Here is a 12,959-nt window from a genome sequence, read left to right as displayed (position 1 = left end):
TACATAACTGTTTAGAATATCCGCAGCCAGATTTCAGCCGGTATTCTCAACCGAACCCTTAATTTTGACGCTGATCTATAAAAAATCCGCGTTTGAGCATAAAGAAATTAGCCGGCCAAACCCTCTGGTATGGCGTTCCAAGGATATTCAGCAGGTTCCTCAGCTTTGGCATCAGCCTGCTGGGATTCCAGTTGTTTGACCCTAACGGATCCTATGCTTTCACGCAGATCTACGCTGTTGTTCCCTTCCTTAACATCTTGTTTACATACGGTCTGGAGACCAGTTATTTCCGGTTTGCGCAGGACCATGACCGTCAGAAACTATACAACACCCTCAACGTATCCATCATCATTACCACCATTCTGTTCACGGCTCTTCTCTTTTTGTTCGAGAAGCCGCTGACCAGTTTCATTGGAATGCAAAGACATCCGGAATTTGTGACCTGGATGATCTGGATCGTTTTCTTCGATACGCTCTATACCATACCCATGGCGCGTTTGCGGCAGGAGGAAAGACCGCGCAAGTACGCGTTCATCAATATGTTCTCGGTATTGCTGAATGTGGCGCTGGTATTGTTCTTCTTCTATGTAGCCAAACCTGCCCGCGAAGCGGACCCCTATACTTTTCTTGGACAATTGTACAGGCCGGAGATCGGCATCGGCTATTTCATTATTTCCAATGTGATTGCCAGCGCCGCATGTTTGTTACTGTTATATAAAGAATTCACTTCTTTCCGTTTCGAGTTCGACATGAAATTATGGAAGGAAGTGATGAAATACAGTTACCCGCTGATCATTGTGGGTTTCGGGGGAATGATCAATGAAATGCTGAGCAGGCTGGTATACCAGAAAGTGTCAACAGCAACTGTTACGCAACGCGAATTTGAGCTGGGTGTATTTGGCGCCAACTATAAGCTGGCAGTGCTGATCACCATCTTCATCCAGATCTTCCGGATGGCGGCGGAGCCCTTCTTCTTCAACCAGAGCAGGCAAGAAGGTGCACAGCGCATGTACGCCAGGGTGATGAAATTCTTCGTGATCGCCTGCTGTTTCATGTTCCTGTTCATTGCACTCTTCCTGGAAGCCTGGAAAGTATTGATAGCCGGCAAACATCCTGAATATGCCGAAGGCCTGCACATTGTGCCGGTGCTGAGCATGGCCAGTATCTTCCTGGGCATTTATTACAACCTCTCCGTCTGGTACAAACTTACCAACAAGAATATGACCGGCGCCTATATCACCATCGCCGGTGCGGTGATCACCATTCTGCTCAATATCTGGTGGATCCCGCAATTCAAATATACCGGAGCGGCCTGGGCCACTTTCTGTTGCTATTTCTTCATGATGGCCATCAGCTATGTACTGGGACAGAAATATTACCCCATCCCCTACCCAAAGAAGAAACTGATCACTTACCTGGTGATCGTAACGTTGATGTATATCCTTCATGAAATGATTGCCCGTAATCTGGATCCGCACAGTTCGTATTACAAAATTACCTACTACGGAGCAGGATTGCTATTCTTCGCCCTCTTCACTTTGCTGATCATGAAAGTGGAAAGAAAGGAATTGGCGCGGCTCCCCTTTGTAGGAAAATTCTTCGCCAGACCGGCAACCAGATAACGTCTATCCCAGTACAAAAGGATTATGCTGCTTTTCGTACCCGATCCTGGTTTCAGGGCCGTGGCCGGAATAGACGATAGTTTCATCGGGCAACACATACAAACGTGTTCTAATACTTTCGGACAGCTGGTTGAAATCCCCGCCGGGAAGGTCCGTGCGGCCGATACTGTCGCGGAACAATACATCGCCACTCAGTACAAAGTTTTGCTCTTTGCAATAGAAGCTGATATGACCGGGTGAATGGCCGGGAGTGAAGAGCACTGTTAACTGGTCTGTACCCAACCGTATGGTATCGTATTCGCGTAAAAAGATAATGTCCCCGGAATAAGGCTCAAAGCTCATGTCCCACCGTTGCGCAGCCATCAAAGCCATGTCGAACACGGGCTTTTCGGTTTCATGCAGGTGCGGTTTCAACCCCCAGGTGGTGAACACGAACTGATCGCCGAAAACATGATCGAAATGACCATGGGTATTTAACAAATATTTAGCCCGGAGACCATTCTTTTCAATGAATTGTTTCAATTCATTGCGCTCGTTTTCGAAATAGCAGCCGGGATCAACTATCAGACAATCGGATTGCTCATTATACACCACGTAGGTATTTTCCTGAAGCGGATTGAATGGGAACTTCTTTATAGTAAGCATGGGTGGCGCGGTTTTGCGCAAATTGTATTTTTTTTCGGTAATACGGATTGTTTTAACTTTAAAAGATTAATGAGAGGCTATGGAATTTCAACAGATTAAGCCAATGAGAAAAGTATTTTTCGTATTCCTTGCTACAATGCTGCTATATGTTGATTTGACCGCCCAGGTCAATACTGTCGAGTTTGGAAAGAACCGCGTTCAGTTCAGGAAATTCAAGTGGCAGTATTATCAGTCTACCAACTTCAATACATACTTCTACGACAATGGTAAAACCATTGCCAACTTTGTAGCACAGGTAGCCGAAGAAGAACTTCCCGCCATGGAGCAATTTGTTGAATATGGTTTGCAGCGCCGCGCCAATATCGCCATCTACAATACTTTCGATGAACTGCAGCAATCCAATATCGGCCTCAATATGGACTGGCAGACCACAGGCGGCATCACCAAGCTGGTGAACAACAAGATGATCCTGTATTTCGACGGCAATCATGAGCATCTCCGCAAACAGATCCGCCAGGGTATTGCCCGTATCCTGGTAGACAATCTACTCTTCGGCGATGATCTCGGCGAATTTGCCGCCAACCAGGCATTGCTTGACCTTCCCAAATGGCTGGTGGACGGTTACGTTGAATATGCCGGCGAAGCCTGGAGCACGGATCTCGACAATGAGCTCAAACTCGCCCTTCTCTCCGGTGAATACAAGAATTTCTACCAGTTCGCCTTCGAAAAGCCAATGCTCGCAGGCCACGCTTTCTGGAATTATATTGCGGAAACATACAAGAAAGAGAATGTTACCTACTTCCTCTATCTCGCCCGCGTTTACCGCAACCTCAATACCGCCTCACAAAGGATTGCCAAGAAGAAATTCAAAGATGTTCTGAAAGACTTCATGGACAAGACCACTGAAAAATATTATGCGGATCTCAAAGGCCGACGCGACGCCCCCAAAGGCGCCGCTACCGTTGTGGAAGAAGTAAAGCACAACAGGGACTATTTCCGCTTCACCGCCAATCCCGCTCCACGCAGCATGACCTACGCCGTGGTTGAATATGTGAAAGGCCAGCACCAGGTAGTGCTCTGGGAAAATATGGTGGACAGGAAAGTACTCCTGAAAAGCGGTGTGAAAAGCAATGAGAACGAAGTGAACCCCAACTATCCCCTGCTCGCCTGGAACGGCAAAGGCACCAAACTCGCCTGCATCTACTGGAAAGAAGGAAAAACACATCTCTTTGTGTACGATGGCGTGGTCCGCTTCAAAAGGATCAAACAGGTGATCTCTCCTTTCGAACAGATACTCGACTTCAAATACGGCCTGGACGACAATACCCTTCTCTTCAGCGCTGTAAGGAATGGGCAGACGGATATCTACATTTACAAGATCGACTCAGACAGTTACGAACAGATCACTGACGATGTGTACTCCGATCTCGATCCTTCATTTGTGGCCTTCCCCAGCAAAACAGGTATCATCTTCTCTTCCAACAGGCCCAGCGGCAGCTTCGACCTGAAATCAGACGATACAACGGTCCCCAATAACCGATACAATATTTTCCTGGCCGACAACTGGAACAGGAGTGAATTCAGGCAGATCAGCCAGCTCACCAATATGCAGTATGGCAATGCCCGCTACCCGATGCAATACAATACATCGCACTTCACTTTCGTGAGCGACCAAACAGGTATCGCTAACCGCTTTGCCGGTTTCTTCCACACGGTGCGGGCGGGTGCAGACACGGTTTTCATTGTGGGCGATGAGATCCTCCGCAACCCGGACCCCCTGGTGCTGGATTCCACCCTCAAAGCATGGGGCAAGAACGAACCGGACAGCATGTTCTCCTTCTCCATGACCAATGATTCCGCCTATGTTTTCCCTATCACCAACTATGCCAGCAACCTGCTGGAAACAAAGATCGCGGGCGACAAAGGCATGATCAGCGAAACCAGGCAGCAGGGCAATCTCAAGTTCCTGTACCGTCTTCGCATAGACGAAAATGCCCTCAGGCGCAGGAACGTGAATCCCAAACCAACGGAATACCGTAAACGCATTCTCGGACAGGATGTGACCAGGGCTTCAGCAGGTCATGCCATTCAATTGAAAACGCCGGGCAACCGCGATACAACAAAGAACGACGCCTTTGAAACGGGCTTCGAAAAAGAACCGCCGCCTACCAATCCGCCTGCTACAGAACCGGCAAGGGCCATCACTGCACAGGACAGCGCGGTTGCAGCGCAACGTATCGCCAGCATCTTCGATACCGGCGGTGAAGAACCCGTTGGCAAAGAGCCTATCCTCAGAAAGGCCAAGCTCTTCGATTACAAACTCAAATTCTCTGTAGACAATGTGTCCGGAGGTTTCAATAATGATGTACTGATCAGCCGTTACCAGATCTATACCGGATCTCTGCCGGTATCCATGCAGAACGGTTCTTCCTTCAACGGCATGATCAAGGCCTCCATCTTCGACCTGTTTGAAGATATCCGCTTCACCGGCGCATTTCGTTTACCCCTGATCGGTGGTATCGGTTCAGGTGGCGGTGCTTCCATCGGTACAGGCGGTGCAGGAGTGTATGTTCCCGTTAACCAGTCTCTTTTCGATGGAGGAAGCGAATGGTTCGCCCGTGTGGATTACCTGAAGAAAAGGCTTGACTTCTCACTGCTGTATTACAGGAAAACAGAAATAGGCCAGGTGCCGCTGGTGAATGGCAACCTGCTGAACCTGGAAGCCAAATCCTTCACCAACCTCTATCAGGCGGTGATCAAATATCCGTTCGACAGGGTCCGCAGCCTCCGTCTTTCCGCTGGTATCCGCACAGATAAAGTGTTCCTGCGCACAGACTGGCGCCAGGGCGCAGAGATCTCACTGGACTCACCGGAGATCGCCAGCCAGACCTTTGCTGTATCCCGGCTGGAATATGTATATGACAATTCCATTCAGAAAGCAACGAATATTTGGAATGGCCTTCGTTACAAGATCTATGCTGATCTGAATGCGCAGGTGAACAAGCCCGAAGAAAAGGCTACCAATACCCAGAAGACGGGAAGGATGACCACCAATATCGGCTTCGATGCCCGTTATTATTTCCCCATCTACAGGAACTTTATCTGGGCCGTTCGTGGTGCAGGTGATATGAGTTTCGGAGATAAAAAGATCCTTTATTATCTCGGTGGGTCAGACGGCTGGTTATTCCCCAAATACTATCCTGTTCCTCAACCACAGGACCCAGCCTATGCCTATCAGTCGCTGGCAGTAAACCTCCGCGGCTTCAAACAGAATATCGCCAATGGCAACAATGCGCTTGTGATCAACAGTGAGCTTCGTTTCCCTGTATTCTCCACGCTGATCAACAGACCTATCAACAATGCCTTCGTCCGTAATTTCCAGGTGATCCAGTTCTTTGACCTGGGTACTGCGTGGAATGGAGAGTACAACAAACTCGCAAGGCCATCACTCACCTATCCTTCCGATCCCAACCTGCCAGACTTCACATACCTGAAGAGCAAAGCCGGTGGTATCGGGCCTTTCGCCGGTTCTTACGGATTTGGTGTGCGCAGTATGTTGCTGGGTTATTTCCTTCGCCTGGATGCAGGATGGGAAATGGGCCGCATTTTCGGAGGCAAACCCATCCTGCATTTTGCAATGGGAGTAGATTTCTAGGAAGATCCTATTCGCCCTTCCATCTCCAGTCTCCCGCGATCTGCAAAGCTTCTTTGAGCTTGTTATCGATCAGGAACTGTTTGGTAGTGGCATCATCCATACGTTTGGCAGGCAGCTCCGCCGCATTGCCAATTGCATAGAGGAACATCGTACTGAATCTGACCTGATCAACCATCCAACTCCGGTTGATCAGGTTTATATCATCACAATCCGCATGATAACAGCGGAAAACTTCTGAAGGAATATTGGTGACCGATGTAGCTGTAGGAATGCCCTGCAGCATGAATGGCTGATGATCGCTGTGCAATCCCGCACCGCCTGCACTTGTCTTATTCTGGAAAACAGTATCGATCGCTTTTATCGCTTCTCCGGTTGATTTGAAGAATGCTTCCGCTTCTTTTCTTCCTCCCGCCGTAAAACCAATAGCATTGGCAGACATATCGAAATTGAAAACGTATTTCACCTGATCGAGGCTTTTCTTTTTGATAGCATCGGCTACATATGCCCGTGATCCCAGCAGCCCCTGCTCTTCTCCCATGAACAACACAAACTCGATTGTTCGCTCTGTTTTCAGGTTAAGCTTTTTGAAAGTACGCGCCATGTCCACAATAGCAAATGAACCCAGGCCATTATCAGTAGCGCCGGTAGCCAGGTCCCAGCTGTCCAGGTGGCCACAGACGATGATCTTTTCATTGGGATATTTTGTTCCGGGCAACGTGGCAATCACATTGCGCGCTTTGATAGGCCCGCTGTGATTATCCATGCTGAGTTTTGCATGATACTGCTTCTCCTTCAGCATCTCTCTCAACCGGAGTCCGTCTTCATTGGTAATGCATACCGCCGGGATCGGATTGAGCTTTCCTGTAACGGAAGCGGTGCCGGTGAGCAGAACGCCATTCTTTACGCCATTGAACAACATGATCCCCTTTGCTCCGTATTTGATGGCCAGAGCTGTTTTCTCAGAACGGTGCAGGTTCTGAGTACCGGGCTTGCTGCCGGCGCTGAGCCAGAGTGAAGCCAGCACGATCTTGCCTTTCGCTTTTCCCGGATTGGCGAGATAATCCTCTTCCAGTCCGCTGCCCATGTCAACAATTTCAGCAGATTCGTTTACACGTACCGGTGAGTGCGCCAGCGTAACCGCTTTCAGCTCTTCGATCTTTTCCCCGGAAGTACTGAGCAGGTCCAGATGTACATGCCCCGGCTCCAGCTCTCCACTTCAAAGGGCTGAAATCTTACATCCTGGTAGCCGTACGATTTAAGGAGATCGAAAACCTGCTGCTCAGCCTTCTTTCCATTGACAGAACCGGTAAGACGATGACCGATACTGATTGTGGATTCCTTCAGGGTTTCATAAGCTTTTGAATTGGACAACACTTCGGTATTGATGGATTCAAAAACAGTTTGCAAACCATCCTGTGCCATCATGCCCGATACTCCGCCCGTGAGCAAAGTGAACAGCAATACGTGTTTTTTCATGAGTCAACATTAATTGAAGAAATGATTCAATGTGATGTTGAAAGATAAGTCAAATATCGTTTCACGTAGTTGTCTGCATAATTCCAGCTGAGCCAGGAGTATGCAGATTGTTTTTTCAGAAACTGTTTTTCTTTGTATTTCAATTGCTCAACAAAACAGGCATTGCAGGATCCCGCGTCATAAAAATCACGCTCCACTTTGGGTGGCGCTTTGTCTTCCAGCTGCTGCAGGAAGGCGATATTCTTTTCCAGCAGTGGAATGGTCTTGTCAGATAAAGTAAGCAGAAAGGGTACATCCAGGTCCAGCTTATCTTTCCTGCTCAGGTTATAACCAGCTATCAGTTCATCCCAATGTACCGTACTGGCCATTACCAGCACAATGATCGCGGCTGTTGCATTCACCCGGAGCAGGTAATAATTCGTTTTCCTGTTTTTCACTTTCAGCGCAACCGAGATCAATCCAATCAATACCATCAGCAGAAAGAACAGCACGCCCAATCTTTTATAGGCAAGCCCGTGGCGCTGGATATAATAGAGGTCGCGCATAAAAACAGAAGCCACCAGGAAAGTGTTTTGAATGATCCAGCAGTAAGCGCCGTACTTCAACCATTTGTTCCTGTTGTAGAAATTCAGGTTGCCTTTGAAGAAGAACAGCACCACCATCATGGCCATCACAATGGAGAAGATGAGCACATAAGTGCCTTCATGCACCAGTTGTGACATTGCCTGTTCTTTGGAGGGATCATAATTGAGCCAGATATTATTCAAGTCGAGGATATTTACAACCAATAACAGTGCGTTCAGTGATAAAAGGCTGATCAGTCCTGTAGTATTCTCATTCTTCAGCGCCATCATTCCCGTTGCCAGTTTTCCCATGAAAGTGGCCACCAGGTTGTAGAAGGGTTATGACTTCTCTCAGCCCAGGTGATACGCTTTCTTTGCAGGTCATCATCATGCGCCAGATCTTTTTCAGAAAGATGGCGTGAATGTCTTTTCAGCAATAAGGCAGAGGAGACCATCAGCCCCAGTAACAGGAGCAGGAAGCGGCCCCAGGAGAAAGTTTCGATAAATCTTTCGAGTGCCCATGAAATTTCGTTGATCAGTTTTTCAGTGAACTGGTTCAGTGCACTGTTGCCGATTGAATAGATTCCGAAAAAGAATACGAGCAGGAAAACAGGAAGAATGGCGAAGCGGATCAGTTTGGTCCATTTTCTTTTCTTCTTTTCTCTTTTTTGATTAGTGAACAGGTCTCTGAAAAAAAGATAAGGGCTCACAAAAATATTGGCGATCCCTGAAGCGCCGGCATACCAGGGACTTCTGTGCAGGTACAGTCCATACGCCACAGTAAGCGCCAGTGTGATCACACAGGCGAACACGCTCAGCACCGTATTGTGCAGCACCAGCATAGCCAGGCTGGTGAGATGGCCAAGTGCAAACCATCTCACCGCAGCGTTTTGCCTGGCTTCGGCGTATTGTAGGAATAATGCTGCCAGAATAAAAAGATCGAACAGTACAAGGTTCAATGCCAGTTTCTCATGAAAGAAAACGAGGCTGAAGAGCACACCACCGGCCAATACCCAGCGGATAGCAGTTGAATTATTTTGCATACAATGAATTTTAGAAATTACTGCCGGCCTTGCCGCACCGGCAGTTTATTTTCCTTTTGTGGGTCAGGGTAGTCACATGCCCGTTAGGATATGGTTGAATGGTTGCTTCTTCATCACCTCAGCTGTCATGGCTTTCAGTTCAGTTTCAGAAGAAGCAGTAAGATTGATGAGTGCATATTTATTAGCGCCGCGGAATACATCCCATCGCCAGGTGAATTGATCGATGGTACGGCTGGAGCCGTTATCGTACCACCAGGCCGTGTACAGTTTTTGGGCGCCATCGTCCAGGATGGCCGTGTACACTGTATTGGAAGCGATGCGTTGTTCTTCTATCTGACGGAAGGAAAAGCCGCTTCCGCGCCAGCAGATCATCGGATGGTGATCCCCGCTGTAGAAACCCGGGATCGATTTGATATACACAAGGCTTTGCGGGTTATCGAGTTTCAGAATGGAAGCATCCACGCGGCTTACACTCCATCCAGCCGCTATTGGCACAGGTGATGTATCCAGCTGCAGCGCGGCTTTCTCTTTTTTGATCACCGATGCTGCAATGGCCACGGATATGATCAGCAGTAATTGTGCTGTGAGCATACCCATGCCTGTTAGCCTCGCCGCAATCACCGGTCTGGCAATATTATCTTTCCCATATCTTCTGATCAGCCAGCCGGATAACCACATGGCAGGTAACATCACATAGAGAAAAAGACAGGCGATCCCGATCCATCCATGCGCAGGATGATCCGGCAATACATTGAAAAGCACAAGGCAGATCATGCGTACGCAATTGGAAAAAACATTCAGCACTATCATCACTGTCAGTACCGGCAGCAGCCATTTGTTGCTCAGCGTTCTGTTATATCGTTGCTGGTTAACCGCAATCATCATCAACCCCGTGATCATGGAGGTCACCAGCATATTGAGGCCCATGCAGGCAGGATCAACAGCAAATTCATTGTTCATGTATAAGATCATATTGCCCCTTACCGTCACTTCCATACCCGCCAGCTGCATTCCTTTTCCAACCAGCTCCGTCAGCTGGAGTCTTACCGGAAAACTGAATACATCGGCAGCGTATTGCACCAGCGGCGACATCAGGATCGCCATGATCAGCGGCATCAGGTTGATGCGGCCAATACCCGCTTCCGTTACAAACAGCAGGGCAAACACGATGGAGAAATACAACATAGTATTAGTGGGCACAAAGCAGGCCAGCACGGCGGTGGCAATAGCAATCAGGCCATACCTGTAGTGGTTCCCGTTCTTTGCAGTGATGCGGGTTACCAGCGGAAGGCTCATCAGTCCAAGTACTACATTCACTGATTTCCATCCGATATAGTCATGCAGGATCACGATCATGATGACAGCGTAACCCATGAAAGCAGCCCATACCCATAACGGTAATTTTCCTGAAGCAGTCAGCAACTGCTGCGGCCATCTTAGCTCCATCTTCTTTTCCATACCGGACCGAATTTTAAAGTGAACAAAAGGAAAACAGCAAGAATGATCAGCGCCCATTCGTGCGGCTCAGGAACTGCGCCGGTAGAAGATTTCGCAGCATTCTTCAAGCCGTCCGTTTCTTTTATATCGAAGCGGTCATAATCTTTTTGGGATTCCAGCACCACCAGGCTGCTCACAGGCGTTACCACATGGGCTTCCGCAGCTTCCGCTACCAATGAATCCGCGGGCGCTTCACCATTCAGCAAGCCGGCACCTGCCTGTTGCATCACATGATTGTAGGCAAACAAACGCATGAGATGGTCCGGCGCAACGGAGGCAGTGGAATCTTTGCTGCGGGTGATCATCATACGGCTGTGATCGATCACCACCTGGTTCTCATCCTCGGCATCCATGGAAAACTCTTCCCTGGCCATCAGCAGGCTGCAATCATCGATACTTCCCTGCTCAAAATGAAAGATGCGGTACTCCTTCAGGCTGCGCAGGTAGGGCGATAGTTCGCCATCGATACAAAACAACCGGAGACGTGGCCGCGGCGTAGCGAATGCTTTCAGTGAATCGAGGAATTTTGTTTCCTTCAGGTCAGCCAGATTGGGAGAACTTCCAGCACTCTTACTGATCAGCAGGGCTGTATCCACATTGGCGATCTGGTGAACGGGAAAGAGGCTGAACTGTTGCTGATGCAGTTCTTTGAACAAAACATCCTTGTTCTTTTCTGTTACTTCTTCTAATTGTTCATCCCGGCATACAAATGTTTTGTGGTGGCCGGGGAGTTGCAAAGCCCAATAGTACTCATCATAAGTCCAGGCTTTGTTGAGATCCAAGTATACATGGGCGGGTTGAAAATGTGCGCGATGATGCACATAATCTTTTACGTTATAAGCTTGTCCTTTAAAGCTGAATGCCTGCGGAGAGACCGGTCTGCTGGCAGACATGGTAATGCTCCAGTCTGTGCCGGAACGGCCTTTGCGTTCATAGGAATTCTTTTGCGCTGGCGCGAAACCTCCAGGCAGTTCAAGTTCGTTTACAGGCCCCATCAATTGCAGCGTCACAGGTTTCTGGGCAAGTGTATGCGAAGGACCTTCCATACCGATGTTCCTGTATTCCAGTTTTCCTTTTCTGATTTGAAGTGGAGTGGTAATGCCCACCCTGAACCTTCTGTATTTACCCGGGAAAACCGGAAATACCCGCACAGAAACACGATTACCTTCCTGCCAGTGCAATACTGACGGGTCGCGTGCTTCACGGCCAACAATAGTCCTGTAGGCTGAGTCCGCTTTCTGTTTAGTGGTAAGTATGCCCGGCATTTCATTGCCATCAACCCATAAGCTGAGAGCTGTTACGGCAGAACCTTCCGGGAGTGAGAATGAATAGATGGCTTCCTCTTCAGGCCTCCATCTCGATTCCCCATAACCACATCGCACTTTGATCACCATATCGGTATAGGATATGCGATACTGCGGCCAGATCTGGATAGTGGAATTCACTTCTTCCGTATACAGATCATCTCCCGACCATAGTCTTTCTTCCGCCTGATGCCTTTCATTGAATACCGCCAGCAGGATCCTGAGCCGTTCTTCCACCGGCATGATGAGATGACCATTGAATGCTGTGGCAATAGTGATCAGCGGATCATGCCTGAATTCATTGCTTCTCCTGATGGTTGGCGCATTCCAGAACCAGTTTCGGTTACTTCCCTGTATTGCGGAAGTACCGAACCTTGAATCGGTTTTCAATATCCTTTCCGTTAGCCAGTTGGCGGGAACCTTCGATGCAGTACGCACCCATACCGGCAACGATTTGCTGGGATCGGCATCTGCATTCCTGTAATGCCGGTTGATAGCATTCACCCGGATATTCCAGGCAGTAACATAAGCAATGATGAAAACCATTACCAGACCGATCCCGCTCCAGATGGAGACGGCCACCTGCTTGTTGTTTTCCGATACTTTCACCAGCCATTTAATGGAATAGATCACCAGCAATAGCGGTACAAAACTGTGCATGGGCAGGAACAATACCCAGAAGAAAAAGGCGCTGAACGCGTATTGCGGAACCAGGTAAAGAGACAGGTACACAAACAACAAAAGGCTTACACTTATGATGAATACATGCGCCAGCTTCAGCCAGCACGGCATTTCATCGTACCAGAAAATTGCGATGTAGTTGACGCAGCTCAGCACCAGTAATACATTCAGCCAGTTTGTGGAAACATGGAAGATCTGTATCTCACGGTTAAGCGCATAGGCGCTGATCAGGAACATGACCAGGAAAAGGAAAAACGGAGCCAGGCCATTCCGGCCTTTCTTCAGTCTTCCACTGACCAGTAAGGTCAGGAAAAAGATGAATGTTATTCCGAAACTGAACATGAACACCCCCTGCTCATTGGAGTTTGTGCCGAAGAAGGGAAGGGCTCCTACGATAGCGGCGATGCAGGTGAGGATCAACCCAAAAAGATAGAGCGAATCTTGCCGTAGCTTTTTCATGAAAGGTTATTAAG

The 12,959-nt window shown here is 48.5% G+C and carries 9 protein-coding genes; 2 read left to right on the top strand and 7 right to left on the bottom strand.

What is annotated here, in order from left to right; all coding sequences use genetic code 11:
* The first annotated feature begins 92 nt into the window (after positions 1-92).
* Positions 93-1,622 (top strand): lipopolysaccharide biosynthesis protein, encoded by a 1,530-nt coding sequence (locus FSB84_RS09610; protein WP_130541771.1) that lies wholly within the window; start codon positions 93-95, stop codon positions 1,620-1,622.
* A 3-nt stretch (positions 1,623-1,625) separates the two neighbouring features.
* Here the strand turns inward: FSB84_RS09610 and FSB84_RS09605 are convergent, their stop codons facing one another.
* Positions 1,626-2,267: an MBL fold metallo-hydrolase gene (locus FSB84_RS09605; RefSeq protein WP_130541772.1), complete on the bottom strand. Its 642-nt coding sequence runs from the start codon at positions 2,265-2,267 to the stop codon at positions 1,626-1,628.
* 103 nt (positions 2,268-2,370) lie between these two features.
* Between FSB84_RS09605 and FSB84_RS09600 the strand changes: the two genes are divergently transcribed.
* Entirely contained in the window at positions 2,371-5,922 is a 3,552-nt protein-coding gene (locus FSB84_RS09600) for a hypothetical protein (RefSeq protein ID WP_225980032.1), read from the top strand.
* Between the two features lie 7 nt (positions 5,923-5,929).
* Here the strand turns inward: FSB84_RS09600 and FSB84_RS09595 are convergent, their stop codons facing one another.
* The 6 genes from FSB84_RS09595 to FSB84_RS09575 all read right to left on the bottom strand — a co-directional run bounded on the left by FSB84_RS09595 (position 5,930) and on the right by FSB84_RS09575 (position 12,945).
* The gene (locus tag FSB84_RS09595) at positions 5,930-7,006 is read right to left on the bottom strand and encodes a M20/M25/M40 family metallo-hydrolase (RefSeq protein WP_225980031.1); all 1,077 of its coding nucleotides are present in this window, start codon (positions 7,004-7,006) and stop codon (positions 5,930-5,932) included.
* Between the two features lie 59 nt (positions 7,007-7,065).
* The gene (locus FSB84_RS30985; protein WP_225980030.1) at positions 7,066-7,398 is read right to left on the bottom strand and encodes a hypothetical protein; all 333 of its coding nucleotides are present in this window, start codon (positions 7,396-7,398) and stop codon (positions 7,066-7,068) included.
* A 26-nt stretch (positions 7,399-7,424) separates the two neighbouring features.
* Positions 7,425-8,273 (bottom strand): DUF4153 domain-containing protein, encoded by an 849-nt coding sequence (locus FSB84_RS09590; RefSeq protein ID WP_147122121.1) that lies wholly within the window; start codon positions 8,271-8,273, stop codon positions 7,425-7,427.
* Positions 8,249-9,004: a DUF4153 domain-containing protein gene (locus tag FSB84_RS09585; protein WP_147122119.1), complete on the bottom strand. Its 756-nt coding sequence runs from the start codon at positions 9,002-9,004 to the stop codon at positions 8,249-8,251. The genes FSB84_RS09590 and FSB84_RS09585 overlap by 25 nt, the downstream gene beginning before the upstream one ends.
* Before the next feature lie 72 nt (positions 9,005-9,076).
* Positions 9,077-10,462 carry an exosortase N gene (xrtN, locus tag FSB84_RS09580; protein ID WP_158643826.1) on the bottom strand — a complete coding sequence of 462 codons (1,386 nt, stop codon included), beginning with the start codon at positions 10,460-10,462 and terminating at the stop codon, positions 9,077-9,079.
* On the bottom strand, positions 10,441-12,945 hold the full coding sequence (locus FSB84_RS09575; RefSeq protein WP_130541777.1) for an XrtN system VIT domain-containing protein: 2,505 nt from the start codon (positions 12,943-12,945) through the stop codon (positions 10,441-10,443). Before FSB84_RS09575 ends, xrtN begins: the two co-directional genes overlap by 22 nt.
* Positions 12,946-12,959 lie beyond the last annotated feature (14 nt).

This window comes from Pseudobacter ginsenosidimutans (assembly GCF_007970185.1).
GTDB lineage: Bacteria > Bacteroidota > Bacteroidia > Chitinophagales > Chitinophagaceae > Pseudobacter > Pseudobacter ginsenosidimutans.
The sequence above is the reverse complement of the archived record's forward strand: the minus strand, read 5'-3'. Positions and strand labels throughout refer to the sequence as shown.

What these genes read in the sequence shown, in the direction of transcription:
- xrtN (WP_158643826.1), bottom strand. Translation starts at nt 10,462, where the DNA reads ATGGAAAAGAAGATGGAGCTAAGATGGCCGCAGCAGTTGCTGACTGCT.
- FSB84_RS09590 (WP_147122121.1), bottom strand. Translation starts at nt 8,273, where the DNA reads ATGGGAAAACTGGCAACGGGAATGATGGCGCTGAAGAATGAGAATACT.
- FSB84_RS09605 (WP_130541772.1), bottom strand. Translation starts at nt 2,267, where the DNA reads ATGCTTACTATAAAGAAGTTCCCATTCAATCCGCTTCAGGAAAATACC.
- FSB84_RS09575 (WP_130541777.1), bottom strand. Translation starts at nt 12,945, where the DNA reads ATGAAAAAGCTACGGCAAGATTCGCTCTATCTTTTTGGGTTGATCCTC.
- FSB84_RS09600 (WP_225980032.1), top strand. Translation starts at nt 2,371, where the DNA reads ATGAGAAAAGTATTTTTCGTATTCCTTGCTACAATGCTGCTATATGTT.
- FSB84_RS09595 (WP_225980031.1), bottom strand. Translation starts at nt 7,006, where the DNA reads ATGGGCAGCGGACTGGAAGAGGATTATCTCGCCAATCCGGGAAAAGCG.
- FSB84_RS30985 (WP_225980030.1), bottom strand. Translation starts at nt 7,398, where the DNA reads ATGAAAAAACACGTATTGCTGTTCACTTTGCTCACGGGCGGAGTATCG.
- FSB84_RS09585 (WP_147122119.1), bottom strand. Translation starts at nt 9,004, where the DNA reads ATGCAAAATAATTCAACTGCTATCCGCTGGGTATTGGCCGGTGGTGTG.